Origin of the sequence: Flavobacterium cucumis (assembly GCF_900148835.1) — a bacterium.
Taxonomy (GTDB): Bacteria; Bacteroidota; Bacteroidia; order Flavobacteriales; family Flavobacteriaceae; genus Flavobacterium; species Flavobacterium cucumis.
In genome coordinates, this window is the sequence record NZ_FRYK01000001.1 from 847,627 (window position 1) to 873,128 (window position 25,502).

The window sequence follows — 25,502 nt, forward strand, 5'->3', positions numbered from 1 at the left end:
TGCTTATGAATTTGTTAACTGAATCATCATTTTAAAAATATCTCATGAAAAATATACTAAGCATAACATTACTTTTAATATCATTTACCAAAGTGTTTGGTCAGGAGCTGGCTGTTCCTGCTCAAACACAATATTTGGCGGATAATCCATTTCTAATTTCTTCTGCTTATGCGGGAATTGGTGACAATGCTCGAATCCGTTTGAATGGTTTAGCACAATGGGTAGGTGTTAAAAACGCTCCTATGAATCAATCCTTAGCGGCAGATTTTAGAATTGCCAATACAACTGGTGTTGGTGTTGTTTTCTACAACGATAGAAATGGTAATACAAGACAGTATGGCGCCAAGTTATCGTATGCACATCATCTTATTCTTGATGATTATTCTGAGCAGTATCTTTCACTTGGACTTTCTTTCAATCTGAATCAGTTCAAATTAGATATTGAAAATTTTGATAATGTTTTCGATCCGTCTATTGATGGAAACAGATTCAACCAAAATTATAACTTTGATGTTGGTTTTTTGTACAGGTTTAAATCGTATTTCTTTGCTTTTAATGCGTCCAATATCTTACCAAAAAACATTGATGATTTTAATCAGATCGAACCTAATTTATTAGCTAATTATCAAGCTTTTACAGGTTTCAATATCAGAAATGGAAAATCAGATGTTTCTTATGAGCCTTCTGCTCTTTTTCAATATTTCCAAAGTGACGGTAGGTCTACTACAGATTTGAATTTTAAAATTAAGTTGCATCAGTATGAAGATTATTATTGGGCTGGTGTTACCGCTCGTTTTTTTAATGATCAATCACTTACTCCTGCTACTATAGGACCAATGGCTGGTATGAGAAAAAGTAATTTTTATTTAGGTTACTCTTATCAAATTAATACAAATGAGTTGCTTCCGTATAATTCGGGAACTCACATGATCACAATTGGTTTTGATTTCCTTCAAGGACTTAGCAATTGTCCGTGTACACAAGATCGTATCGTATATTAATACAAATAAAATAATAATGATTTCATTACAACATTTCAATTTCAATACCAAAAAAGTACTTATCAGGGTCGATTTTAATGTGCCTTTAGATGATCGTTTTAAAGTCACAGATGCTACAAGAATTGAAGCAGCTAAGCCTACAATTGATAAAATATTGAATGACGGTGGAAGTGTAATTTTAATGAGTCACTTAGGAAGACCAAAAGGAGTAGAACAGCAATACTCACTACAACATATTATTCCTACAGCAGAAGCTATCTTAGGGCACAAAATTCATTTTGCCTCTGATTGTATTGGAGCTGTTGCTGAATCGGCTTCTAACAACTTAAAACAAGGAGAGATTTTATTATTAGAGAATTTACGTTTTTATCCTGAAGAGGAAAAAGGGGATGTTGCATTTGCCCAAAAATTAGCTTCATTAGGCGATTTTTATGTAAACGATGCTTTTGGAACGGCTCATAGGGCTCATGCTTCTACTACTATAATTGCGCAATTTTTTAAGCAATCAAAATGTTTCGGTTTGCTCTTAGCTAAGGAAATTGAGAGTATTGAGAAAGTTTTAAAGAATTCTGAAAAACCTGTTGTAGCCATTTTAGGAGGTAGTAAAGTTTCTTCCAAAATTACTGTTATTGAGAATATTTTAGACAAAGTCAACCACATGATTATTGGAGGAGGAATGACTTTTACTTTTATAAAGGCGTTGGGAGGCCAGATTGGTAATTCCATTTGCGAAGACGATAAATTGGAGTTGGCGATTGAAATTTTAAATCAAGCTAAACAGAAAGGGGTTCAAATTCATTTACCTGTTGATGTAATCGCTGCGGATGCCTTTTCTAATGATGCTAACACACAAATCGTAGATGTCAATCAAATTCCAGCTGGATGGCAAGGGTTAGATGCTGGCCCTAAATCTTTGGAAATTTTTAAAAGAATTGTTTTAGATGCTAAAACGATTTTATGGAATGGACCTTTAGGGGTTTTTGAAATGGAATCTTTTGCAAAAGGAACTATCGAATTAGGAAACTATATTGGGGAGTCAACCGCAAACGGTGCCTTTTCTTTAGTTGGAGGAGGGGACAGTGTTTCTGCTGTAAAACAATTTGGACTAGAGCCAAAAATGAGTTACGTTTCAACTGGAGGTGGTGCTATGTTGGAAATGTTAGAAGGAAGAGTTTTACCCGGAATAGCCGCTATAATTGATTAAATAATTTACAAAAACTGATACAATAGTTATTAGTTTTTAATTCGAAAAATAGTTAAGAATGAAAAAATTAGTAAGTGTCCTATTGTTAGTTGCAACAACAACATTTGCTCAGGAAAGCATGGAGCAAAATATGCTCTCCTTACCCAAGTTATCATATATTGATTCTTTAAAAAATACTTTTGTTAACCATTCCACAAGTAATTGTATTGATGAAAGATGGATTGCTGAGCTTACGAATACTGAATTATCACAAGAGATGTATTCCGATATAGCAAGTCTCAACATTGATGCTGAAGTAAGTTATGATTTATCACTTGATTTATTAAAAAGCAGATTACAGCAATTAGATGCAAAATCCCCTTTCAACATTGAATACAACCCGGCACTAGAAAACACGATCAAGTCTTTTCTAAAGAACCGAACGAAAGCATTTGAGCGTCTAATGGCCGTTTCAGAATATTATTTCCCAATGTTTGAAGAGCATCTTGCTAGATATAATATACCAATGGAGTTGAAATATTTAGCTATTGTTGAATCCGCTTTAAACCCGAAGGCTAGATCTCGTGTTGGAGCTTCTGGATTATGGCAATTTATGTACCCTACTGGAAAGCAATTTAACTTAAATGTGAATTCCTATGTTGACGAACGTTTTGACCCCTTAAAGGCGACTGAGGCTGCTTGTCAGTACCTGTCTTTTTTGTATAGTATTTTTGGCGATTGGAGTATGGTGTTAGCTTCTTACAACGCAGGCCCAGGTAATGTTTCCAAAGCTATTCGACGCTCAGGAGGCAGCCAAAACTACTGGAATATTCGAAAATTTTTACCTAGAGAAACGGCGAATTATGTTCCCGCATTTTTAGCAACAATGTATATTTACGAATACCACAACGAGCACGGTTTATCTCCCAAAAAAGCCCCTTTAACTTATTTTGAAACCGATACGGTTATGGTAAAAAAAGAGATGTCATTTCAGCACATTTCAGAGTTGTTAGATATAACCGAACAACAATTGGAATTTCTTAACCCTATCTATAAGTTAAAAGTTATTCCCTTTGAGGCAACCAAACCCCATTTCTTAAGACTTCCAAAAGACAAAATGGGTCTTTTCGTTTCTAATGAAGAAAAAATATATCATTACCTTACCTATTTAGACACTTTTAAAGAAGGTGTCAAAAATAACGCTTCGGTTGTGGCATCTAATACTTCTGCTCTAGTTCATCCGCAATCAAATCAGCAACTCCAATATCATACTATTCGAAAAGGAGAAAGTTTAGGTATAATAGCAGACAAGTACAACGTTTCTCTTTATAATTTAAAATCGTGGAATAATATTCGCGGTACTACCATTCAAGCAGGAAAAAAATTAAAAATTTATTCTAGTAAAAAAAATAATGTTGGAACTAGTGCTAAGACCTATGAAAATGGTACTTATACAGTTGTAAGTGGTGATTCACTTTATTCTATTTCTAAGAAGTTTCCTAATGTTTCCATTGATGATTTAAAAAAATGGAACGATATTAGCGGTGATGAAATTAAACCCGGAATGAAATTAAAAATTAACGGATAATTATTTACCTAATGAAACATTTATTTACACTTTTTTTTATCACAATTAGTCTTTTTTCCTGTAAAGAAACCGAAAAAGATTTTCAAGCAACGCTTTCTGAATCTAATGGAAAAATTAATAATGTATCCATAATCATTGATGATAATTTATGGAATGGAGAAATAGGGGACAGTATAAGAAAAAAATTTGCCGCACCTGTTGACGGACTTCCTCAAGAAGAACCTTTGTTTACATTGAATCAATATCCTACAAAAGTTTTTGAAGGTTTTGTACGAAAAAGCAGAAACATCATTGTTATAGGAAAAGGTTCAAAAAATGGTTTTAGTACAAAAAAGAATAGTTATGCCAAACCGCAGCATGTATTTTTTATTTCAGGAAGTACTACAGAAGCTATTTTGAATATTTTAGAGAAAGAAGCTGATGGTATCATTAAGACTATTAAATCTTCTGAGATCGTCGAGAATCAAGTACGAATGAAAAAATCGCTGGTTTCAGATGCTCAAGTTCAAAAAATGTTTGGCGTTAGCCTAGCAATTGGTTTTGGCTACAAATATGATATGGTCAAAGACAAGTTTATCTGGTTACGTAAAGAATTTACTTCGGGTTACAATAGTATTTTAATTTATGAAGTTCCTATTGATTCCATAGAGAAAGATACTAATACTATTGGAAATATAATTGCTATGCGCGATGAGATTGGTAAAGCTAATATCCACGGTACATTACCGAACACTTGGATGATTACCGAAGCGGCATATGCCCCTTACTTATTTGATGTAACGGTAGCAGGCAAGAAAACCTATTTGACGAAAGGAACTTGGGAATTAAAGAACGACTTTATGGCTGGTCCTTTTGTTAATTATGCTATCAAAGACACTAAAAATAATCGTTATCTGATTATAGAAGGATTCACCTATAATCCGTCCAAATCAAAACGTGATTTGGTTTTCGAATTGGAAGCGATTATTCAATCGGTTAAATTTTTAAAATAATTTTTAGGTGATGGGTGATAGGTTAAAGGTAGTTGGTAATAGCTATTAAAAATAAGCTACTCACTTTACCCATCACCCATGACCTCCTACCCATTACCCACCACCCACCATGATTACATTCAAAATAAAGCGATTTAACGAACTTTCTACAACAGAACTATATTCTTTGCTACAACTTCGCTCAGAAGTGTTTGTAGTGGAGCAAAATTGCGTTTATCAAGATGTTGATGGCAAGGATGAGAAAGCACTTCACGTTTTAGGCTATTATAACGATGATTTGGCGGCTTATTCTCGTTTGTTTAACAAAGGCTATTATTTTGAAGAAACATCTATCGGACGCGTTGTAGTTAGCCCAAAGTACCGTGAGAAAAAATTCGGTCACGATTTGATGCGCGTTTCTATTGCAGCGATTAAAGAAAATTTTAATGAAACTGCTATTACCATTTCCGCTCAAGAATACCTTAAGAAATTTTATGAATCGCATGGATTTGTTCAAACGAGTGTAATGTATTTGGAAGATGAAATTCCTCATATTCAGATGAAGAGGAGTTAAGTACGGAGCTTTCAAGTGAGCGCGATTTTGTTATGCTGTTAAGATGTTTTTTTAACATTCATCTTTAAAATAATTTTCCATTAAGGAAAATTTCTAATCATATTCTTTTTGCTTTAAATGAATTAAACAATTCAAATTTAAATTATTTATTCCTTTTTTGATAAAAGTTCTTCATTTTTAGTAATCAAAAGTTCTACTCTTCTATCAAAAATGCTTCCTTTTTTCAAAGACTGTGAATTACCGTAACCTTTGAAAGTCATTCTAGATTTACTTATGCGTTTTTTTAATAAATAATTGTAAACTTTTTTTGCTCTGTTGATTGATAATTCGCGTTTTTTCGTTTCCCTATCTATTGCTTCTTTTTGGAATGTTGGGGTACAACATACATGACCTTGTATTTCGAAATAAATGTTTTTGTATTTGTTTAATTCTACAGCTATTCTATCTAATTCCTTTTTAGCTTTATAAGTTAGTTGACTGCTACCTCTTTCAAACAAAACGTGATCAAGATAAATTCTATCACCTACAACCCTGTCTTTCTTGATCGTACTATATACGCCAGGAATTTTTAAATCATCAATTACAAAAGGTTTAAAATTTACAACCACATCTACCCTTCGGTTTTTAGAACGCGCTTCGGGAAGATTGTTTTGCATGTCTTCATCAAGCATTATTCTACCTTTTCCTTCAAGGGTAATAATGATTTTATTTTTTATGCCTTTTTCTAATAATATATTTTTAACAGTATTTGCTCTGTTGGTCGATAAAACATAGTTATATTCGTCTTTTCCTCTATCGTCACAATAGCCAAAGATCTGAATGGATTCAATTTGTACGGTATCGATTTTTTTTATAAAACTAAAAACTGCATTTGCTTGTTCTTCATTTAAATAGTATTTGTCAAATTCAAAAAATATTGAGTGTATTTCATTCTCTTCTTGAGCAAAAGATATTACTTTAAAAAAAATTAAGATGAGAGAAAAAAAACGGTTCATTTTATTTTTTTAAAATGGATTTATACTGCAATGGATTGTTGAGTAGGGCAATAGCTTTTTCAATTTCTAAGTTTTCTTGGGTATAATAACGATACAAACCCTCACGATATTGGTAACGCGTTATTAATTCTTCTTGAATCAGTTTTTTGATTTGATTTTTGTTTTTATCCAGTTCCAATTCTTGATTTCGTTCTAGGGCCAATTCTAGTTGTTTGTACTCGGATGCAATTTGTGAGTCTATTTTTTCTTTTTTAGCGGTTTCTAAAACATTTTTCAAAGCTTTGTTGGTTTCGGTTTCTAAAGTGATTTTCTCTTGCTTTAAAAACGATTTAAATGAAGTGAAATGGTCTTCGTTAAGGGTGGGAATTCCAGAAACGTTTGGGTTGTTGTAATACCATTGTGTAGCGAAGTTGAAAATAGCATCACTTTTAACTAGTGCATCAGAAACGGTAGCCATTTTGGTTTCTTCGATTTCGATATCTGGTAAAACACCACCACCGTCATAAACAATTCTACCCGCTTTGGTTTTGAACGCATTGAATTCGTTTTGCGATTTCTTTAAGGCTTTTCCATTTTCGTCTTTTTTGGAATAATCCAACGCTTGAATGCATCTTCCGGAAGGGGTGTAATATCTCGAAATGGTTACCTTAACTTGCGTTCCGTAGGATAAATCCAATGGGCGCTGAACCAATCCTTTTCCAAAACTTCTCGTTCCTAAAATAACCCCTCGGTCTAAATCTTGAATGGCACCTGCCACTATTTCGGATGCTGAAGCACTTTTTCCATCAACAATGACCGCGATGGGGATTTCTAAATCAACGGGTTCATTTTTTGTACGGTATTCCAAGTTGTGTTTTGGATTTTTAGATTTTGTGGTTACTATTAATTCGTTTTTAGCTACAAAAAGATTGCATATGTTTACCGCCTCGTGAAGCAATCCCCCGGGATTTCCTCTCAAATCTAAAATGATTTTGGTAGCACCTTGTTTTTTCAATTCTAATACGGCCGCCTTAGTTTCTGAACTGGCTTTTTCAGTAAAACGCGTTAAAACAATGTAACCGGTATTGTCTTTTAAAAGCGAAAAAAAGGGCACTGCTTTTACTTCAACATCATCTAAAACAAGGGTTGCATTTTGTGTTTTTCCTTGACGAAGGTATTGAATTTCAACTTTTGTGTTTTTAGCCCCACGAAACAATTGCGAGGCATCATCCTGATATTCTTTTAAGTTAATATCCCCAATTTGGATGATTTCATCACCTGCTTTCAGTCCAGCTTTATCGGCTGGAAATCCTTTGTATATTTCTTTCAAAAACACCTTACCTTCTTTGCGTTGTACCATGGCACCGATGCCCGTATACTCACCTGTATTGTTGATTTTGAATTTTAAAACATCTTGTTCGTTGAAAAAAACCGTATAAGGATCCAATTCTTTCAACATGTTTTTAATAGCATTATCCATCATTTCACCTGGATTGGTTTCATCCACGTAATTTTGATTAACGGTTTTGAAAAGACCCGTGAAGATTTCAATTTGTTTGGCAATTTCAAAAAAATCGTTTTTAAAACTAACCCCAACAAATAGGAAAATTAGGGCAGCAAAAGGAATGGTTATTTTTCTTTTGAAAGATGGCATCATGATCGGAATAGTTGATTAGTACTAGCTTACGAAAGTAATTAATATTAACCAAAATTGAAACCCAATCTGAGATTTACTTTTTTAATTCGTTGAATTTTTGAAAGAGTTGTATGGTTTTTTCTGCTATTTCTTGGTAAGAAAGCCGCTCTTTCGTTTGATAAAAAAACATAAAAGCGTGAGGTTTGTCTAAATTATCAATCAAAAGGTGTTTGTTTAAACGATACGTTTCTCGTAAGACGCGTTTGAAATAATTTCGATCTACCGCTTTTTTGAAATACTTTTTTGAAACGGAAACCCCCATTTTGATGCGTTCAGCATTTTCCTCTGTATTTTCAACATAAACCAAACGCAAAGGATATTTCGAAACCGATTTTCCTTCCGAAAACAACAAATCAATGGTGCTTTTACTTTTTAATTTTTCGTGTTTGGGATATGTAAATGACATGGCACAAAGGTATAAAAAAAGCCGACTATTGAAAGTCGGCTTGAATTTAATCATTTCTCAAAAAAATATTATCTTGTTTGTTTATATCTGCCATTAGACCGCTTGGGTCAATCGTAATGGATTTGATATTGATTTGCGCAACATCAAAAGTAAAAGTTGGATAAGCCCAATCCCAACCTTTTAAAATGGTTGTTTTAAGTGAAGCGTATGGATTAGGTTTTTCCCATCGCATCAAGGTGTTTGGAATATAAAAAAATTCTTTAGTACCATCTTGATATTCCACTATAACATCTAAAGGCATTGGTATTTTCCCTTTGCGTTCTAGAATTATTGTACTACGGTTTTCATTTTTATCTTCTTTAACAGTTCTTATCGAATAATCAATGGTATTCGTTGTTAAAGTCCAATCCAATAAATACCAATCTAAATTAGCACCGGAAACTTTTTCCGCAACACGTTTGATATCGTTTGGTGTTGGGTGCGTAAATTTATATTCGTTGTAATAACGTTTAATAGTTTTGTTGAGGTTTTCTTGACCAATAAGATAACCCAATTGTGCTAAAAACACTTCTCCTTTGCTATACGCTGAAATGCCATATGCCATATTTAAATCATAACGATCGGCATGCGTAGAAAGGGGTTGCTCTTTTCCTGATGTAGCCAAGTAAATGTAGTTTTTATAAGAGTCTTCAAATGGATTTTCAGGTTTTTTAGGAGGCAAAACTTTGTTCATTGCCAAGTTAGAAATGTATGAAGTAAATCCTTCATCCATCCATTCGTGTTTGGTTTCGTTGGTTGCTAATACAAATTGGAACCAAGAATGTGCAAGTTCGTGAGCCGTTACGCCAACTAAACTACCAAAAGCTCTGTTTCCTGTGATTAAGGTACACATGCCATATTCCATTCCTCCATCGCCACCTTGAATAACAGAATATTGTTTGTATGGGTATTGACCAACATTTTCATTAAAAAAGGCTAACAATTCAGCCGTTTTAGGTTGTAATTTTTTCCAATTTTCTAAATTTTCTTTTTTGTTTTTATACAAGAAATGCAATTCCACATTGTTGGGTCCTAAAATCATGTCGTGAATAAATTCGTTATCCGCTCCCCAAGCAAAATCATGCACATTTGGTGCATAAAAATGCCACGTTAAGTTCTTAGTTTTCTTTGGATAAACCACATTAACCCCAGCGTCTTGATAACCGTGACCGATTTCGTTTTTGTTTTGTAAGTAGCCCGTACCTCCAATGGTATACGCTTTGTCAATCGTGATTTTCACGTCAAAATTGCCCCAAACACCATGAAATTCTCTCGCGATGTAAGGATTGGCATGCCAACCTTCAAAATCATATTCACATAATTTTGGATACCATTGTGTCATGGACAGCGCGACTCCTTCTTCAGACAATCTTCCAGAACGACGAATTTGCAACGGTACTTGACCATCAAAATCTAGTGAAAGTGTTGTTTTTTGATTTGGTAAAATTGGTTTTGCCAAGGTAACTTCTAAAATTGTTCCTACCACTTTAGTAGTAGCGGCAACACCGTCTTGTTTAAAATTAGCGATGTTCAGATACCCTATTTCATTAGGCTTTAAGGAACTAATTCTACTTTCTTTTACATCTCTACCCTCTTTTTTAAAGGTTTTAACCATTCGTTTATCGGGATCTGAAATCGTTTGAAGTCTAGCATCCATTTCGCTACCAGGCTGAAAGGCGTTATTGTATAAATGATAGAATACTTTATGTAAGGTATCTGGTGAATTGTTGGTGTACACAATTTCTTGTTTTCCTTTGTACTGGAATTTCTTAACATCCATGTCAACCTCCATCTTGTAGTCAACGTGTTGTTGCCAATAACCTGGATTTGGGTTGTTTTGTGTAAAACCTATAATTGGAATGAGTAAAAAAAGGATTTTTTTCATGATTAATGAGTTAAAAGGAAAAACCTACAAAAAATGGATAATTTGTAGGTTTTTATGCTGATTTGAAATTTATTTTTTTGCCATTTTAGCAGCTAAAGCCAAAGCATTATAAGCGTTGATAATACTTCCTGATTTAGAAACATCTGCGAAATTCGCCTTGTGTTTGTCTTCTCCAACGACTACTTGATTTTTCAAAGGTGTTCCACTTTCCATGATAATTTGTTTTACCTGAAGTGCGCTTAAATTCGGATAATACGAACGAATTAAGGTGGCTACACCGGCTACGTTTGGAGACGCCATAGAAGTTCCTTGCAAATATTCGTATGTATTCAACGGAGTGGTAGCGTAAATTTTATCTCCTGGAGCAAAAATATCTACGTTATTTTTTCCGTAATTTGAAAAACCAGCAACCATTTTTGAGCCATAAGTTGGGGCAAGTGCTCCAACGATCAATACGTTTTTAGCATATTCGGGACTTCCATCATAGGTGTCATTAGGGTATTTATTGGTGACATCTAAATCATACGATTCATTACCGGCAGCAATTACTACTAGTACATCTTTTGATTCCGCATATTTGATCGCATCCATAACCCATTCTTTGTTCTGAGAAAAATATTTTCCAAATGAACCGTTAATCACTTTAGCACCATTGTCTACAGCATAGCGAATGGCTAGCGCGATATCTTTATCATATTCATCACCATTTGGAACCGCTCTTAAGGTCATGATTTGGGCATTGTTGGTTACGCCGTCACCCCCTTTTTTATTTCCTCTAATTTGTGCCACGATTCCAGCAACGTGCGTACCATGTTTAGCTTCTTTTGGTTCCGGGCCTATAACATTATTATTACCATATTTCGTATCGTTCAAATCGTTTGGATTATCCCCAACAATTTTTCTACCGTCAAATTCAACATTCAGATTGTAGTTGAGTTGGTCGTAAACATAGTCTCTGAAATTTTTAATCTCTTCATCGAATTCTTTTTTTGAAGTTTGCGATAAAATTTGAGTAAAAATTGCTTTTGGTCGGCTCAGACTGGTTTCGGTATCAGGAATTGCTTTTACTTCGTCTAAGGTAAAATCACTTTTTTTAAAGTAAGCAACAAGATTTTTTTCAGCATCTACAAGAAAATCCAATTGTTGTTTTTGAGGTTGAAGACTATTTACTTCTTCATCTAATTTCGCTTTGGCTTTATCATAGTCTGGTGTTCCAGGCCCTTTTTTTACGATTCGAGTCATTTCTAATTGTTCATGTACGGCATCTCCTAAGAAATTCCAACCGTGCATATCATCAATGTAACCATTTTTGTCATCGTCGATTCCATTGCCAGCAATTTCTTTTGGATTGGTCCAAATTACTGTTTTTAAATCTTCATGGTTGATGTCAACACCAGAATCTACAATTCCTACAATGACTTTTTTTCCTTTTTTTCCTTTCAAAAATTCGGTGTACGCTTTGTCAACACTCATCCCAGGTAGCGTGTCTTTGACTAAATCTAAATGGCTCCAACGCAACAGGTCTTTTTCAGCAACTGGAGTGGTTTTTAAAGGTAAATTATCAATATTTTCAACAGGAGTTGAAATCATTTTTTGGCTGCCGCAACTTATAAGAAAAATTCCAAGCGATAGGCTTAGATAAAGGGGTCTAAAAATTCGTTTCATATTAATTCAGTTATTTTTTTATTAATTGGGTAGAACTATTGGGTATTTGTTACAGTTTTAAAACGTTTTAACATTATTTTAAAATGTCTTCGCATTTGAAAACTTCTTTTAAGCGCACTCCTTTTTCGGTTCGTTCCACGGTGATAATTTCATTATGCGCATCATGTTCTAAGAATAAATAATAGTTGTGGTCAGCAGCTGCATTCATGAATTTTGCTTTTTCATCCAATGTCAATAATGGTCTTGTGTCGTAACCCATTACATATGGAATCGGGATATGCCCTGCTGTTGCTAATAAATCGGCACAAAAAACAATGGTTTTTCCGTTGTAATTGATGTGTGGTAGCATTTGTTTTTCGGTATGACCATCGGCAAACAAAATGTCAAAGCCTAACTCGCTTGAGAACCCAAAATCACTTTCTGGACGATTGATAAAATGCAATTGTCCACTCTCTTGCATTGGAAATAGATTTTCGTGAAGAAAAGAAGCTTTTTCGCGAGCATTGGGTTGGGTTGCCCATTTCCAATGGTTTTCGTTGGTCCAAAATTTAGCATTCTTAAATGCTACCTCATAACCCGTTTTATTTTTATTCCAATTCACACTTCCGCCACAATGGTCAAAGTGCAAATGCGTCATAAACACATCGGTTATATCATCGCGATGAAACCCTGCTTTTTTTAATGATTTTTCTAGCGAATGGTCCCCCCAAAGCGAATAATAACCAAAGAATTTTTCCGATTGTTTGCTGCCCATTCCGGTATCAATTAAAGTCAATCGGTTTCCGTCTTCAATTAGTAAACATCTTGCCGCAATATCAATTAAATTATTTTGGTCAGCTGGATTGGTTTTATTCCAAATGGTTTTCGGTACTACGCCAAACATAGCCCCGCCATCTAATTTGAAATTTCCTGCTTCAATAGGGTGTAATTTCATGAGTTAAACATTTTTCTGCCAAATTACAAAAAATACTATAAATGGAAACTATCCATCAATAAGTTATAAAAATGTTATGAAATCTTGTAAAAAGCAATTTATGGCTTATCTTTGCGGTTAATTTAGACAAAATCAAAATAGGTATGATTAAAGTGTCAGATACAGCAAGTAAAAAAATCATTGCAATGATGCAAGAAGATGGTTTTGATGCAGCCAAAGATTACGTTCGAGTAGGCGTAAAAAGTGGTGGTTGCTCGGGTTTGTCATATGATTTAAAATTCGACAACGAAATAGGGGAAAACGATAAAATATTTGAAGATAATAATGTAAAAATTGCCGTTGAGAAAAAGAGTTTTCTGTATTTGGCAGGTACTATTTTAGAGTTTTCAGGAGGATTAAACGGAAAAGGATTTGTTTTTAACAATCCAAACGCGCAAAGAACGTGTGGATGTGGTGAGAGTTTCTCGCTTTAGCCTACCAACCCCCAAAAAGGGGAGTTGACAATGTTGCGCACAAATTTTATTTTAATAAATTAAAAATCCTATTTACCCCTAATAGGAGTTCCCCCACTGGGGGCTAGGGGGCTAATATGAGCAAATATACTGAAGACGACTTAAAGGTCGAATTAGAAAATAAAGAATACGAATACGGATTTTATACCGAATTGGACTCGGAAACGTTTCCTATTGGGTTAAATGAAGATATTGTTCGTGCTATTTCTAAGAAAAAAGACGAGCCAGAATGGATGACCGAATGGCGTTTAGAAGCTTTTCGTGCTTGGCAAGAAATGGAAGAGCCAGAATGGGCCAACGTAAATTACGAAAAACCAGATTTTCAGGCGATTTCGTATTATTCGGCACCCAAGAAAGCCGATCCGAATAAAAAATTAGAAGATGTTGATCCAGAGCTTTTGGCGATGTACAAAAAGTTGGGTATTTCTATTGACGAGCAAAAGAAAATGAATAACGTAGCGATTGATATCGTGGTTGATTCGGTTTCTGTGGCAACGACTTTCAAGAAAACATTAAACGAAAAAGGCATTATTTTTTGTTCGATTTCCGAAGCGATTAAAGAACATCCAGAATTAGTTCGTAAACATTTAGGAACAGTTGTTCCTATGAAAGATAATTTTTATGCAGCGTTAAATTCGGCTGTTTTTTCGGATGGAAGTTTCTGTTACATTCCAAAAGGCGTTCGTTGTCCAATGGAATTATCAACGTATTTCCGTATCAATCAAGGTGGAACAGGTCAGTTTGAAAGAACGTTATTGGTTGCCGACGAAGAGAGTTATGTATCTTATTTAGAAGGATGTACCGCTCCAAGTCGTGATGAAAACCAATTGCACGCAGCTGTGGTTGAATTGATTGCAATGGACGGAGCCGAAATCAAATATTCAACCGTTCAAAACTGGTTTCCTGGAAATAAAGAAGGAAAAGGAGGCGTTTACAATTTCGTTACCAAACGAGGTTTGTGCGAGAAAAATGCTAAAATATCTTGGACACAAGTTGAAACAGGTTCGGCTGTCACTTGGAAATATCCTTCTTGCATATTAAAAGGCGATAATTCAATCGGAGAGTTTTATTCGATTGCCGTTACCAATAATTTCCAACAAGCGGATACCGGAACCAAGATGATTCATTTGGGAAAAAACACCAAATCGACCATTATTTCTAAAGGAATTTCAGCTGGAAAATCACAAAACAGTTATAGAGGATTAGTGCAAATTGGAGCAAGAGCAGAAAATGCTCGTAACTTCTCGCAATGTGATTCGCTTTTGATGGGAAATAACTGTGGAGCACATACATTCCCATATATCGAAAGCAAAAATGCTTCGGCAAAGATCGAACATGAAGCTACAACTTCAAAAATTGGAGAAGACCAAGTGTTCTATTGCAACCAACGCGGAATCCCAACCGAGAAAGCCATCGCTTTAATCGTAAACGGATTCAGCAAAGAAGTATTGAACAAATTACCAATGGAATTTGCTGTGGAAGCGCAAAAATTATTGGAAATCTCATTAGAAGGTTCAGTGGGATAGTTTTGTTTCAAGTTTCAGGTTTCAAGTTATACCTGAACATAAAAACAATTATAATAGAATTTAAAAATAATTTAATATAAACGTTTCAAGAACACCATTTCATAAACTTGAAACTTTAAACCTGAAACTAAAATGTTACAGATAAAAAACTTACACGCTTCGGTAGAAGACAAAGACATATTAAAAGGAATCAACCTTGAAATTAAAGCAGGAGAAGTGCATGCGATTATGGGACCAAATGGTGCCGGAAAATCAACTTTATCTTCTATCATTGCCGGAAACGAAAATTACGATGTAACCGAAGGCGAAATCTTCTTAGATGGAGAAGAAATTTCGGAATTAGCGCCTGAAGAAAGAGCGCACAAAGGTGTGTTCTTGTCGTTTCAATATCCAGTGGAAATTCCGGGGGTTTCAGTAACAAATTTCATTAAAACCGCAATTAATGAAAGTAGAAAAGCCAACGGAAAAGAGGAAATGCCAGCGAATGAAATGCTGAAATTAATCCGTGAAAAATCGGAATTATTGGAAATGGACAGAAAATTCTTGTCGCGTTCGTTAAACGAAGGTTTTTCGGGTGGTGAAAAGAAACGTAACGAGATTTTTCAAATGGCCATGTTAGAACCAAAAATCGCTATTTTGGACGAAACCGATTCAGGTTTAGATATCGATGCTTTACGAATCGTAGCTAACGGTGTAAATAAATTGAAAAACGAAAACAACGCGGTATTAGTGATTACGCACTACCAACGTTTGTTAGATTATATCGTTCCAGATTTCGTTCACGTTTTAATGGATGGAAAAATTGTAAAAACAGGTGGGGCTGATTTAGCTTTGGAATTAGAAGAAAAAGGATACGATTGGATAAAGAACGAGTTGGTTTAATTTGTTTCAAGTTTCAGGTTTCAGGTTATTAGAACCTCATTTATATACACGACAATTTAATTTTATATACGCCATGGCAACAATTACAAAGTTTGAAGATTTAGAAATCTGGCAAGAAGCTAGAAAAATAGCAAAAGAAGTTTTTATTCTCTCAAAAGAAACAGATTTAAAAACTGATTTTAGATTTAAAGAACAAATAAAAGCATCATCTGGTTCCGTAATGGATAATATTGCTGAAGGTTTTGAAAGAGATGGAAATTTGGAATTTCGCCAATTTTTATCTGTAGCAAAAGGTTCGGCAGGAGAAACTAGATCTCAAATTTATAGACTTTATGATTGCGAGTATATTTCGGAAGAACAGTTTAAAGATTTGAAGAATAAATATGAAAACTTAAGCGGTAAAATTAAAAATTTCATCACTTATTTAAACAAGAAAGATTTTAAAGGAATCAAGTTCCAATAACCTGAAACTTGAAACCTGAAACAAAATATTGGACAATGGAATTAAAAGATAAAATGTTAGCTTCCTTCATGGCCTTTGAAGAAAAAATCAAAGACAATGAGGATTTGCATGAGGTTCGAAATCACGCCATAAAAAATTTCGAAAACAAAGGTTTCCCTACTAAAAAAGAGGAAGCTTGGAAATACACCTCGTTAAATTCGATTTTAAAGAATGATTTTTCGGTTTTCCCGAAGAAAGAAAATGCGATTGAATTTAAAGATGTAAAAAAGTATTTCTTACACGAAATTGACACTTATAAAGTAGTTTTCATCGACGGAATTTTTAGTTCGTTTTTGTCATCGACTACCCATGATGGCTTAGACGTTTGTTTGATGGCTTCAGCATTGACAAAGCCTAAATACAAAATGGTAATCGATACCTATTTCAATCAAATTGCGAATAAGGAAGATAGTTTGACGTCTTTAAATACTGCTTTTTCACTGGAGGGTGCTTATATCAATATACCAAAAAGTAAAGTGGTTGAAAAACCAATCGAAATCATCTATTTCTCTACAGGAAATGAAGCAGCTTTGATGGTACAACCTCGAAACTTAATTATCGTAGGAGAAAACGCTCATGTTCAAATTGTAGAACGTCATCAAAGTTTAAATAGTAATCCAGTTTTAACGAATTCGGTTACCGAAATTTTTGCTCAAAAACGGGCGATCGTCGATTATTACAAGATTCAAAACGATGTGCCAACTGCGAATTTGATTGATAACACGTACATTGCACAAAAACAAGAGAGTAGAGTAGCGGTACATACGTTTTCGTTTGGTGGAAACATTACGAGAAACAATTTGAATTTCTATCACCAAGGAGAACGAATTGATTCTACTTTGAAAGGAATTACCATTATTGGTGATAAACAACACGTAGATCATTATACTTTGGTACAACACGCCACCCCAAATTGCGAGAGTCACCAAAACTATAAAACAATTTTAAACGATAGTGCAACAGGTGTTTTTAACGGAAAGATTTTCGTTGAAAAAGAAGCGCAGAAAACAGATGCTTTCCAACAAAACAATAACATTTTAATTGGCGATAAAGCGACGATCAATGCAAAACCACAATTGGAAATTTTTGCCGATGATGTAAAATGTTCTCATGGATGTACCATTGGACAATTAGACGAAAGCGCGATGTTCTACATGCAACAACGCGGAATTCCGAAAAAAGAAGCGAAAGCTTTGTTGATGTATGCTTTTACAAGCGAAGTAACCAACAGCATCAAAATACCCGAATTAAAAGCTAAAATCGGCAGAATTATTGCTGATAAATTAGGGGTTAATATGGGATTCGATTTGTAGTTATTTTTTTATAGATATTTGAAAACCGCCTTTTGGGCGGTTTTTTTAATCATTATTGAATAAATCTAGGTAATCCTTAAAAACGTAAAGTCTGTTTCTCTGTGCTCCTGAAATCTCTTTAATTATGTCTAATTTTTCTAAATCAGCTAATAATTTATAACTTGTTACTGAAGATTTTTCAATTAATTCTTCTACTTTATTTACTTCGATTATTGGTTGTGAATATAAATAATCAATAATTTTTCTTGCATCAACATTTCGATTTCCAAGAGTTTTTAGTTTTTCATCAAGCACTTTTTGCAATTGTAAAATTCCGTCAAATGTTGCAACTCCTTTTTTTGAAGTTTCAATTACACCAGTTAAAAAAAATTTTAACCATTGATTCATGTCGTTATGAGTTCGCACTCGCATTAAGTTGTCATAGTATAATGTGCGATTTCTCTCAAAAAAATCGGATAAGTAAAGAATAGGTTGTTTTAAAACACCTTTACTCACCAAGTATAAAGTTATTAATAATCTTCCAACCCTACCATTTCCATCTAAAAACGGATGAATAGTTTCGAACTGATAGTGAATAATTGCGATTTTTATTAAGTCGGGAAGTGGGTTTAATTCATCATTTGCAAAATGTTCTAAATCAGATATTAATTCATTTATTGATGAATGTACAGGAGGAATAAATACGGCATCATTTATACTTGCTCCGCCAATCCAGTTTTGACTCGTTCTATATTCTCCTGGTAATTTATTTTCTCCTCTAACTCCTTGTAAAAGAATTTTATGCGTTTGTTTTATCAGTCGAGAAGAAAAAGGAAGCGTATGAAGTAATTTGACAGCTTCATTCATTGCACTTATATAATTTTGAACTTCTTCCCAATCATCTCTTTTTTCAAAAGCAATTTCCTCTTTTTTTAAGAATGCTTCCTCCATATTGGTTTGTGTTCCTTCAATTTTTGATGATTGGGTCGCTTCTTTTGCAATGTGCATTCTGATGAACAAATCTATATTAACATATTCCGAATACATATCTAATCGACCAATATGTCTATCTGCTTTACTAAGAAGTTGAATAACTTCCATATTGTTAAGAATCCAATTTTTATTTATTAAATTAGGTTGAAAACTTTTATAATATTTTTGGGATACTTCCTTTCCCGAAATAAAAAACTCCATAATATAAATTTTTAATTTAAACAAAGATAACCTTATTTAAGAAAACAATCAAAAAACTTAATTAACAATAACGTTTTTTAATAAATTGACAAAAAATCTTTATTAGTGCGTTTTACTTTAAAGAGAGAAACTTATTTTAATTCCAAACTTTCTCCTATCTTTATTCAAATTATAATTCATGGAAAAATCACATTTTTCAGAACTACAACTTCAAAAACTCTATCAAAAGAAATTTCTGAATGATAACCATTTGAAGGAAATCGCAGATTATCAAAAGAAAGGTATTTTCTCCTTGCGAAGCGAATTGCTCTTAATGATTTACTTTTCGATATTCCTTTTTACTTCTGGAATTGGAATTATTATTTATAATAACATCGATTCTATCGGACATTTAGCGATACTTTCGGCTAATTTTATCTTGATGTTGGTTTGCTTTTATTTCAGTTTTAAAAAAGCAAAAGGCTATGCGAATGATGAGGTTTTGTTCGAAAATCCGTTATATGATTATTTGGTTTTAACGGGAAGTTTGTTGGCGTGTATTTTTTTGGGTTATATCAATTTTCAATATCAAATTTTTGATGATTCGTATGCTTATGTTTCTTTAATTTCAGCCATTTTATGTTTTGCTGTTGCGTATTATTTCGATAATCGAATTGTACTTTCTATGGCGATTACGAGTTTGGCTACATTCATCGGAATTTCTATCACACCCAAAAATTTGTTTCAAAATGAAGTTTATTCCAATCTGGAATTAACGTATTCTGGGTTGATTTTAGGAATGCTTTTATTGGTTTGGATGGAATATTCGTTGAAACATAAAATCAAAGCGCATTTTCATTTTGTGTATGCCACGTTTGCTTTGCATTTGTTGGGCGTTTGTATTTTAGTAGGTTTGGTTTCGGATCATTGGTGGGTTTTCATTCCCATTTTAATCGGATTTTTGTATTATTTCTATCAATTTAGTTACCGTATTTTAGCTACGTCACTTTTCGCTTTTATGTTGTTGTATGGTTATTTCGGAGTAAATATTGTGGGCGGAAGAATCATTTCGTTTATCCATTTTGAATTTATCTACCAATTTCTAACCATGTTAGCGCCATTTTATGTGGTAGCGAGTATTTATCTGTTTATCCGATTAGTCAAACAATTTAATGCCAAAAAGAATGCAAGCGTATAATAAATCCGAATTAGAAAACTATTTTTTGGCCGAAGAAGCGAAAAAATTATATCAAAAGAAATTCCTTTCCAAAGAGCAATTGCAAATCATTTTCGCGCAATTAGCCCAACTAAAATCGAATTCGAATATTTTCTTTAGAATCGGTTTCTTTTTCTTGGGAAGTTTCCTGATTTCAACCATTATAAGTGCTTGTGGATTAATCTTATTTCAACTGATTTCTGAGCAATATCAAATAATCTTTTTCTTTTATGCGATTGTGGCTTACATTGGATTAGAGGTTTTGGTGAACCTGAAATTTTTCCGACACGGATTAGATGATGCCTTTTTGCTTTCTTCGCAAATTTCTTTCTCCATCGGTATTGGGATTCTCACTGAAGCCATATTGCCGGTTTTAATCACGATGTTGCTTTTAGGGGTGTTTTTCGCTATTCGTTTTATTAATACGATTTCGGCTTTATTAGCATTTATTGGATGGGTTGGGATATTTTTCAATTTAATAGTCGAACACGATGTAATGCCCATGTTTTATTTGTCATTTGTCGGATTGCTTCTAGCAATCTTGGTTTATTTTTTTGTAGTTCATTTAAGTAAAAACCAAAATTTCTATCCGTATTTTAAAACTTTAGACACCGTTAGAGTTGCGAGTTTGCTTTTAGGCTATTTATCAATGAATTATTTAGTCGTTCGCGAATTATCCGAATCTTTAATGAACTTAGAAATCACAACTAAATCCGATGTTCCGCTTGCTTTTGTTTTTTACGGACTCACTTTTTTAATTCCGTTGCTTTATTTCTTTTTGGGAATCAAATGGAAAGATAAGTTGGTTTTATATACAGGATTAGCCACTTTAGGGTTCGGATTTTACTCCATTCGCCATTATTACTATTTCTTCCCAATAGAATACGTAATCGTAATCAGTGGAATTTTACTTTTTATATTCGCCTATTTGATTATTCAACAATTAAAAAACAAAACCGAAGGCGTTACGTTCCAACCCGATAGCGATTCCGAAGATTCTTTATTATTCAACGCTCAAGCGATACTGTCTTTAGCAAATGCCGCATCACCAGCACCGACACAAACCAATCCAATGGAATTTGGCGGCGGCGGATTTAGTGGTGGTGGAGCAGGAGCGAAGTTTTAATTCGATTTTAACCTTTATTTATTCCAATTATAAACAATCAAGTTGTAAATTTGTACTCAAATTGTATGAAAATGTTTGATGTTCAAAAAGTAAGAGCGGATTTTCCCATTTTATCGCAAAAAGTAAATGGTAAACCCTTGGTGTATTTTGATAATGGAGCTACTTCGCAAAAGCCGCAAGTGGTTATTGATGCTATTTCAAAATATTACAGCGAAATCAACGCGAATATTCACCGCGGGGTACATACGTTGAGTCAATTGGCTACCGACGCTTATGAAGTGTCTAGAAATACAATTCAAAATCACTTAAATGCGAAACACAATCACGAAATCATTTTTACTTCCGGAACTACTTTCGGAATTAACTTGGTCGCGAATGGTTTTACAAGTTTGCTACAAGCAGGTGATGAAGTAATGGTTTCGGCTTTGGAACATCACAGCAACATTGTGCCTTGGCAATTTTTGTGTGAAAGAACAGGAGCGAAGTTGGTCGTAATACCAATGAATGAAAAAGGAGAATTGGTTATTTCAGAATTTGATAAATTACTTTCTGAAAAAACAAAAATTGTAACCGTAAATCATATTTCAAATGCCTTAGGAACGGTTAACCCAATTGAATACATCATCAAAAAAGCACATGGCGTAGGAGCAGCCGTTTTAATTGACGGCGCACAAGCAACGCCGCATTTACGTCCCGATGTACAAGCATTGGATTGTGATTTTTATGTGTTTTCAGGTCATAAAGTGTGCGGACCAACAGGCGTTGGAATCTTGTACGGAAAAGAAGCATGGTTGCGAAAATTACCACCCTATCAAGGCGGAGGCGAAATGATTGCTGAGGTAACGTTCGAGAAAACTACGTATGCTGATTTACCTCACAAGTTTGAAGCCGGAACACCAAACATTGAAGGTGGAATTGTTCTAGGAACCGCAATTGATTACATGAATGCAATTGGTTTTGATAATATTGCGGCTTACGAACAAGAATTATTGGATTACGGAACGAAAAGATTACAAGAAATTGAAGGTTTAACGATTTTCGGAACTAGCGAAAACAAAGCCTCTGTTATTTCATTTAACATTGCAGGCATTCATCCGTATGACATTGGCACAATTATCGATAAGTTAGGTATAGCGGTTAGAACCGGTCATCACTGCGCCCAACCTATTATGAATTTTTTCAATATTCCAGGAACGATTAGAGCGAGTTTTGCTTTTTATAATACCAAGGAAGAAATTGATATCTTTGTAGAAGCGGTTAAAAAAGCGCAAATGATGTTATCTTAAAAAAATCAAAATTATGAAATCTCTTTTATCTGTTTTTCTAGTTATTCTTTTATCAAAAGGTTGTTCTCAAGGACAAGATCTTTCAGATGTAAAAGTTGTTTATGGTGCTAGTACAAGAGGCTATCACAGAATGATTGTAATTGAAAAAAATGTATTTTCATTAATCAGTGAGCATGATGGAAAGCCTAAAGTTATTGAACTTACTGATGAACAATGGAAAAGAATAGCTGATTTATTCAAAAAAATTGATTTAAAAACGTTTGATAAATTGGAAGGCACAACTATGGAAAGAGCCTATGATGGAAAGCCTCATGCCGATATGTCAATTACAGTGGGAGATAAAACATATACCACTAAAGGTTTTGATCACACAATCCCACCAGTTAAAATAAAAGAGTTTGTTGATTTAATCAATACTATTGCAGATAATTCTGATGTGAAAAATCCAATTTTAGGCAGCTATTCTGTTGAAGAGTTGATGTCTCGAAATGTTAGTGAAAAGGAATATTTTATAAGTTTTGATGCTAAAAAAGTATCGGGTTTTATGGGATGTAATATGTATTCAGGTACGTATGAATTTCAAGAAGCATCTATCACTCTTGGACCGTTAATGGTTACCAAAAAATATTGTGAAGGCATTATGGATGATGAATCACTTTGGCTTAAAGTTTCTTCTGAAATTTCTACTTTTAAACTAAATAACAAAACCATTTTATTATATGATGACAATAACAATTTGGTGTTAAAAGCAACAAAAAAATAATTTTTTCCAATGACGATTAAACAAATACAAAACGATATCGTAGACGAATTTTCTATGTTTGACGATTGGATGCAACGTTATGAATACATTATCGAATTAGGAAAATCGCTTCCGATAATTGAAGAACAATATAAAGTAGACGAAAACATTATCAAAGGATGTCAATCCAAAGTCTGGTTGCACGGGGAAGAGCAGGATGGAAAAATTGTTTTCTCTGCTGATAGTGATGCTATTTTAACCAAAGGAATTATTGCGGTTTTAATTCGTGCGTTTTCCAATCAATCCCCAAAGGATATTTTAGATGCGAATACCGAATTTATAGATGAAATTGGATTAAAAGAGCATTTATCACCCACAAGAGCCAACGGTTTGGTTTCGATGATAAAACAAATAAAAATGTACGCTTTGGCATTTCAATCGAAGCAATAAATAAACATATAAGTTTTCGGATTAACCGAACACTTTTCACTGAACACTGAATACTAAAATAAAATGGAAGAATTTAACGATACCATCAACTTAGGCGAAAATGTAGTCAAAGTTTTAAAAGGAATTTTCGACCCAGAAATTCCAGTAGATATTTACGAATTAGGTTTAATCTACGACGTAATGATTAATGAAGATAATGAGGTAAAAATTTTAATGACCTTAACATCTCCAAATTGTCCCGTTGCGGAAACCTTACCTCAAGAAGTGGAAGAGAAAGTAAAATCAATAGATGAGGTGAAATCTTGCGAAGTAGAAATCACGTTCGATCCGCCTTGGAGTAAAGATTTAATGAGCGAAGAAGCAAAATTAGAGTTAGGAATGCTTTAAATAAGTAACCCGTGTTCCGTTTTTAGTTGGCAGGTCTACTGAACACTAATCACTGAACACTGAACACTAAGATATGGACGAAATAGTAAACAAAGTAGCGCAAAGTTCATTGATGGTATTCGATTTAGAAGATTACTATCCAGAGCATCATGTGGTGGATTTAGATATTTCCCAATGGTTATTAGATGGCTTTATTTTGAAAGAATCGGAGTTCAGAACCAAATTAAAAGAAATGGATTGGTCGCATTTTGAGGACAAGTATGTTGCGCTATTTTGTGCGACTGATGCCATTCTTCCCGCTTGGACATTTGCATTGGTTGCGGTTCATTTGGCTCCTTATGCTTTAAAGGTCATTCATGGTAATAAAGAAATGGCCGTTATAGAATGGTATCAAGATATTTTGAATAAATTGGATTATACCGATTATTTTCAAAAGCCTGTAATCCTGAAAGGATGTTCCAAAAAATCCGTTCCGAACCAAGTATACACGCTAGCGATTCAAAAATTAATGCAAGTTTCCAAGAGTGTTATGTTTGGTGAGGCTTGTTCAGCGGTACCCCTTTATAAACAAAAATAAGTACCTTTGTTTCTATAATTTTTAAAAAATTTAGAAATGAGAAAGCTTTTTTTATGGATTTTTTTTGTGTCAATAGTTGGTTCTGCCCAAGAAACGGTAACTGATACTACAAAACATTGGACTAGAAAAGGTGTTTTCACCTTGTTAGCCAATCAGTCTTCTTTTAGCAATTGGCAAGCAGGTGGACAAAATAATTTTGCTGGCAATGTTGGTGTAAATTACGATTTCAATTATAAAAATGGGGATTGGAATTGGGACAACAAAATTATTATTGCCTATGGTTTAACTAAAATTAAAGGAGCAGCTACTCAAAAAACAGATGACAGGATAGAGTACAATTCCTTGTTGGGTAAAAAAGCTTCTGGATATTGGTTTTATTCAGCATTTTTTAATTTTAAGACGCAAATGGATACAGGTTTAGATCCTGCCACACAAACTGTAAAAATTTCACATTTCTTTTCTCCTGCTTTTTTTCAATTGGGACCTGGTATGCTTTGGAAAAAAAGTGATAATTTAAAAGTAAATATCGCTCCTGCAACATCTAAATTAATTGTGGTTCATGATCATTTTACAACTTTGGGCTCTTCATTTGGAGTTGAACAAGGGGAAACCAATCGATATGAGCTAGGAGCTGCAATTAATGGTTATTATAAATTCAATATCATGGAGAATGTTTCGGTAGAAAATATTTTAAATTTTTATTCCAATTATCTAGAGGATCCACAAAATGTGGATATTGATTACCAATTGAATATTGTAATGAAGATTAATAAGTTCTTATCTACCAATTTTGCGTTTCAAACAATTTATGATGATAATGCGTTTAGAGGCTTTCAGACGAAACAAATCATCGGCTTAGGCGTGAATTATGGTTTTTAATTCTAAACAAGCTTAAATCAAACAAAAAGACCTCAG

25 protein-coding genes are annotated in these 25,502 nt (G+C 33.9%); 18 read left to right on the top strand and 7 right to left on the bottom strand.

The window, feature by feature from the left end:
• Nucleotides 1-44: 44 nt before the first annotated feature.
• The 5 genes from BUE95_RS03995 (at nucleotide 45) to BUE95_RS04015 (ending at nucleotide 5,317) form a co-directional block, all read left to right on the top strand.
• Nucleotides 45-1,001, top strand: coding sequence for a PorP/SprF family type IX secretion system membrane protein (locus tag BUE95_RS03995; protein ID WP_073581645.1), 957 nt, complete (start codon nucleotides 45-47; stop codon nucleotides 999-1,001).
• 16 nt (nucleotides 1,002-1,017) lie between these two features.
• Entirely contained in the window at nucleotides 1,018-2,205 is a 1,188-nt protein-coding gene (locus BUE95_RS04000) for a phosphoglycerate kinase (RefSeq protein WP_073581647.1), read from the top strand.
• A gap of 58 nt (nucleotides 2,206-2,263) precedes the next feature.
• Nucleotides 2,264-3,772, top strand: a complete 1,509-nt coding sequence (locus tag BUE95_RS04005; RefSeq protein WP_073581649.1) for a lytic transglycosylase domain-containing protein — start codon at nucleotides 2,264-2,266, stop codon at nucleotides 3,770-3,772.
• Between the two features lie 11 nt (nucleotides 3,773-3,783).
• Nucleotides 3,784-4,764 (top strand): DUF4837 family protein, encoded by a 981-nt coding sequence (locus BUE95_RS04010; protein ID WP_073581651.1) that lies wholly within the window; start codon nucleotides 3,784-3,786, stop codon nucleotides 4,762-4,764.
• A gap of 109 nt (nucleotides 4,765-4,873) precedes the next feature.
• Nucleotides 4,874-5,317, top strand: coding sequence for a GNAT family N-acetyltransferase (locus BUE95_RS04015; protein ID WP_073581653.1), 444 nt, complete (start codon nucleotides 4,874-4,876; stop codon nucleotides 5,315-5,317).
• Between the two features lie 146 nt (nucleotides 5,318-5,463).
• Here BUE95_RS04015 and BUE95_RS04020 read toward each other — a convergent pair whose 3' ends face one another.
• The 6 genes from BUE95_RS04020 to BUE95_RS04045 form a co-directional block, all read right to left on the bottom strand.
• Nucleotides 5,464-6,312: an OmpA family protein gene (locus BUE95_RS04020; protein ID WP_073581655.1), complete on the bottom strand. Its 849-nt coding sequence runs from the start codon at nucleotides 6,310-6,312 to the stop codon at nucleotides 5,464-5,466.
• A 1-nt stretch (nucleotide 6,313) separates the two neighbouring features.
• Nucleotides 6,314-7,948: a S41 family peptidase gene (locus BUE95_RS04025; protein ID WP_073581657.1), complete on the bottom strand. Its 1,635-nt coding sequence runs from the start codon at nucleotides 7,946-7,948 to the stop codon at nucleotides 6,314-6,316.
• 73 nt (nucleotides 7,949-8,021) lie between these two features.
• The gene (gene rnpA, locus BUE95_RS04030) at nucleotides 8,022-8,393 is read right to left on the bottom strand and encodes a ribonuclease P protein component (protein ID WP_073581659.1); all 372 of its coding nucleotides are present in this window, start codon (nucleotides 8,391-8,393) and stop codon (nucleotides 8,022-8,024) included.
• A 46-nt stretch (nucleotides 8,394-8,439) separates the two neighbouring features.
• Nucleotides 8,440-10,317, bottom strand: a complete 1,878-nt coding sequence (locus BUE95_RS04035) for a M1 family metallopeptidase (RefSeq protein ID WP_073581661.1) — start codon at nucleotides 10,315-10,317, stop codon at nucleotides 8,440-8,442.
• Between the two features lie 69 nt (nucleotides 10,318-10,386).
• A complete protein-coding gene (locus BUE95_RS04040; RefSeq protein ID WP_073581663.1) occupies nucleotides 10,387-11,982 on the bottom strand; it encodes a S8 family peptidase in 1,596 nt (531 codons plus the stop codon).
• A 73-nt stretch (nucleotides 11,983-12,055) separates the two neighbouring features.
• On the bottom strand, nucleotides 12,056-12,916 hold the full coding sequence (locus BUE95_RS04045; RefSeq protein WP_073581665.1) for an MBL fold metallo-hydrolase: 861 nt from the start codon (nucleotides 12,914-12,916) through the stop codon (nucleotides 12,056-12,058).
• A 143-nt stretch (nucleotides 12,917-13,059) separates the two neighbouring features.
• On the opposite strand from BUE95_RS04045, the gene BUE95_RS04050 reads away from it, so the two are divergent.
• The 5 genes from BUE95_RS04050 to sufD all read left to right on the top strand — a co-directional run bounded on the left by BUE95_RS04050 (nucleotide 13,060) and on the right by sufD (nucleotide 17,651).
• Nucleotides 13,060-13,389 (top strand): HesB/IscA family protein, encoded by a 330-nt coding sequence (locus tag BUE95_RS04050; protein ID WP_073581667.1) that lies wholly within the window; start codon nucleotides 13,060-13,062, stop codon nucleotides 13,387-13,389.
• 116 nt (nucleotides 13,390-13,505) lie between these two features.
• Nucleotides 13,506-14,954 carry a Fe-S cluster assembly protein SufB gene (gene sufB, locus BUE95_RS04055; protein ID WP_073581669.1) on the top strand — a complete coding sequence of 483 codons (1,449 nt, stop codon included), beginning with the start codon at nucleotides 13,506-13,508 and terminating at the stop codon, nucleotides 14,952-14,954.
• Between the two features lie 132 nt (nucleotides 14,955-15,086).
• Entirely contained in the window at nucleotides 15,087-15,836 is a 750-nt protein-coding gene (sufC, locus tag BUE95_RS04060; protein WP_073581671.1) for a Fe-S cluster assembly ATPase SufC, read from the top strand.
• Nucleotides 15,837-15,909: 73 nt separating this feature from the next.
• Nucleotides 15,910-16,299: a four helix bundle protein gene (locus BUE95_RS04065; RefSeq protein ID WP_073581673.1), complete on the top strand. Its 390-nt coding sequence runs from the start codon at nucleotides 15,910-15,912 to the stop codon at nucleotides 16,297-16,299.
• Nucleotides 16,300-16,334: 35 nt separating this feature from the next.
• A complete protein-coding gene (sufD, locus tag BUE95_RS04070) occupies nucleotides 16,335-17,651 on the top strand; it encodes a Fe-S cluster assembly protein SufD (protein ID WP_073582428.1) in 1,317 nt (438 codons plus the stop codon).
• A gap of 45 nt (nucleotides 17,652-17,696) precedes the next feature.
• Here the strand turns inward: sufD and BUE95_RS04075 are convergent, their stop codons facing one another.
• Nucleotides 17,697-18,824: a Fic family protein gene (locus BUE95_RS04075; protein ID WP_073581675.1), complete on the bottom strand. Its 1,128-nt coding sequence runs from the start codon at nucleotides 18,822-18,824 to the stop codon at nucleotides 17,697-17,699.
• A 178-nt stretch (nucleotides 18,825-19,002) separates the two neighbouring features.
• Here BUE95_RS04075 and BUE95_RS04080 point away from each other — a divergent pair, with 178 nt between their 5' ends.
• From BUE95_RS04080 to BUE95_RS04115, 8 genes are all read left to right on the top strand, one after another.
• Complete coding sequence (locus BUE95_RS04080) at nucleotides 19,003-20,001, top strand: DUF2157 domain-containing protein (protein ID WP_073581677.1); 999 nt, start codon at nucleotides 19,003-19,005, stop codon at nucleotides 19,999-20,001.
• The gene (locus BUE95_RS04085) at nucleotides 19,976-21,145 is read left to right on the top strand and encodes a hypothetical protein (protein WP_073581679.1); all 1,170 of its coding nucleotides are present in this window, start codon (nucleotides 19,976-19,978) and stop codon (nucleotides 21,143-21,145) included. The genes BUE95_RS04080 and BUE95_RS04085 overlap by 26 nt, the downstream gene beginning before the upstream one ends.
• A gap of 71 nt (nucleotides 21,146-21,216) precedes the next feature.
• Nucleotides 21,217-22,431 carry an aminotransferase class V-fold PLP-dependent enzyme gene (locus BUE95_RS04090; RefSeq protein WP_073581681.1) on the top strand — a complete coding sequence of 405 codons (1,215 nt, stop codon included), beginning with the start codon at nucleotides 21,217-21,219 and terminating at the stop codon, nucleotides 22,429-22,431.
• Between the two features lie 13 nt (nucleotides 22,432-22,444).
• Complete coding sequence (locus tag BUE95_RS04095) at nucleotides 22,445-23,194, top strand: META domain-containing protein (protein ID WP_073581683.1); 750 nt, start codon at nucleotides 22,445-22,447, stop codon at nucleotides 23,192-23,194.
• Nucleotides 23,195-23,203: 9 nt separating this feature from the next.
• Entirely contained in the window at nucleotides 23,204-23,623 is a 420-nt protein-coding gene (locus BUE95_RS04100) for a SufE family protein (RefSeq protein ID WP_073581685.1), read from the top strand.
• Between the two features lie 63 nt (nucleotides 23,624-23,686).
• The gene (locus BUE95_RS04105) at nucleotides 23,687-24,010 is read left to right on the top strand and encodes an SUF system Fe-S cluster assembly protein (protein ID WP_073581687.1); all 324 of its coding nucleotides are present in this window, start codon (nucleotides 23,687-23,689) and stop codon (nucleotides 24,008-24,010) included.
• A gap of 73 nt (nucleotides 24,011-24,083) precedes the next feature.
• Nucleotides 24,084-24,587: a DUF2480 family protein gene (locus BUE95_RS04110; protein ID WP_073581689.1), complete on the top strand. Its 504-nt coding sequence runs from the start codon at nucleotides 24,084-24,086 to the stop codon at nucleotides 24,585-24,587.
• A gap of 36 nt (nucleotides 24,588-24,623) precedes the next feature.
• Nucleotides 24,624-25,466 (top strand): DUF3078 domain-containing protein, encoded by an 843-nt coding sequence (locus BUE95_RS04115; RefSeq protein ID WP_073581691.1) that lies wholly within the window; start codon nucleotides 24,624-24,626, stop codon nucleotides 25,464-25,466.
• Nucleotides 25,467-25,502: the final 36 nt, after the last annotated feature.

What these genes read in the sequence shown, in the direction of transcription:
- BUE95_RS03995 (WP_073581645.1), top strand. Translation starts at nt 45, where the DNA reads ATGAAAAATATACTAAGCATAACATTACTTTTAATATCATTTACCAAA.
- BUE95_RS04000 (WP_073581647.1), top strand. Translation starts at nt 1,018, where the DNA reads ATGATTTCATTACAACATTTCAATTTCAATACCAAAAAAGTACTTATC.
- BUE95_RS04005 (WP_073581649.1), top strand. Translation starts at nt 2,264, where the DNA reads ATGAAAAAATTAGTAAGTGTCCTATTGTTAGTTGCAACAACAACATTT.
- BUE95_RS04010 (WP_073581651.1), top strand. Translation starts at nt 3,784, where the DNA reads ATGAAACATTTATTTACACTTTTTTTTATCACAATTAGTCTTTTTTCC.
- BUE95_RS04015 (WP_073581653.1), top strand. Translation starts at nt 4,874, where the DNA reads ATGATTACATTCAAAATAAAGCGATTTAACGAACTTTCTACAACAGAA.
- BUE95_RS04020 (WP_073581655.1), bottom strand. Translation starts at nt 6,312, where the DNA reads ATGAACCGTTTTTTTTCTCTCATCTTAATTTTTTTTAAAGTAATATCT.
- BUE95_RS04025 (WP_073581657.1), bottom strand. Translation starts at nt 7,948, where the DNA reads ATGATGCCATCTTTCAAAAGAAAAATAACCATTCCTTTTGCTGCCCTA.
- rnpA (WP_073581659.1), bottom strand. Translation starts at nt 8,393, where the DNA reads ATGTCATTTACATATCCCAAACACGAAAAATTAAAAAGTAAAAGCACC.
- BUE95_RS04035 (WP_073581661.1), bottom strand. Translation starts at nt 10,317, where the DNA reads ATGAAAAAAATCCTTTTTTTACTCATTCCAATTATAGGTTTTACACAA.
- BUE95_RS04040 (WP_073581663.1), bottom strand. Translation starts at nt 11,982, where the DNA reads ATGAAACGAATTTTTAGACCCCTTTATCTAAGCCTATCGCTTGGAATT.
- BUE95_RS04045 (WP_073581665.1), bottom strand. Translation starts at nt 12,916, where the DNA reads ATGAAATTACACCCTATTGAAGCAGGAAATTTCAAATTAGATGGCGGG.
- BUE95_RS04050 (WP_073581667.1), top strand. Translation starts at nt 13,060, where the DNA reads ATGATTAAAGTGTCAGATACAGCAAGTAAAAAAATCATTGCAATGATG.
- sufB (WP_073581669.1), top strand. Translation starts at nt 13,506, where the DNA reads ATGAGCAAATATACTGAAGACGACTTAAAGGTCGAATTAGAAAATAAA.
- sufC (WP_073581671.1), top strand. Translation starts at nt 15,087, where the DNA reads ATGTTACAGATAAAAAACTTACACGCTTCGGTAGAAGACAAAGACATA.
- BUE95_RS04065 (WP_073581673.1), top strand. Translation starts at nt 15,910, where the DNA reads ATGGCAACAATTACAAAGTTTGAAGATTTAGAAATCTGGCAAGAAGCT.
- sufD (WP_073582428.1), top strand. Translation starts at nt 16,335, where the DNA reads ATGGAATTAAAAGATAAAATGTTAGCTTCCTTCATGGCCTTTGAAGAA.
- BUE95_RS04075 (WP_073581675.1), bottom strand. Translation starts at nt 18,824, where the DNA reads ATGGAGTTTTTTATTTCGGGAAAGGAAGTATCCCAAAAATATTATAAA.
- BUE95_RS04080 (WP_073581677.1), top strand. Translation starts at nt 19,003, where the DNA reads ATGGAAAAATCACATTTTTCAGAACTACAACTTCAAAAACTCTATCAA.
- BUE95_RS04085 (WP_073581679.1), top strand. Translation starts at nt 19,976, where the DNA reads ATGCCAAAAAGAATGCAAGCGTATAATAAATCCGAATTAGAAAACTAT.
- BUE95_RS04090 (WP_073581681.1), top strand. Translation starts at nt 21,217, where the DNA reads ATGTTTGATGTTCAAAAAGTAAGAGCGGATTTTCCCATTTTATCGCAA.
- BUE95_RS04095 (WP_073581683.1), top strand. Translation starts at nt 22,445, where the DNA reads ATGAAATCTCTTTTATCTGTTTTTCTAGTTATTCTTTTATCAAAAGGT.
- BUE95_RS04100 (WP_073581685.1), top strand. Translation starts at nt 23,204, where the DNA reads ATGACGATTAAACAAATACAAAACGATATCGTAGACGAATTTTCTATG.
- BUE95_RS04105 (WP_073581687.1), top strand. Translation starts at nt 23,687, where the DNA reads ATGGAAGAATTTAACGATACCATCAACTTAGGCGAAAATGTAGTCAAA.
- BUE95_RS04110 (WP_073581689.1), top strand. Translation starts at nt 24,084, where the DNA reads ATGGACGAAATAGTAAACAAAGTAGCGCAAAGTTCATTGATGGTATTC.
- BUE95_RS04115 (WP_073581691.1), top strand. Translation starts at nt 24,624, where the DNA reads ATGAGAAAGCTTTTTTTATGGATTTTTTTTGTGTCAATAGTTGGTTCT.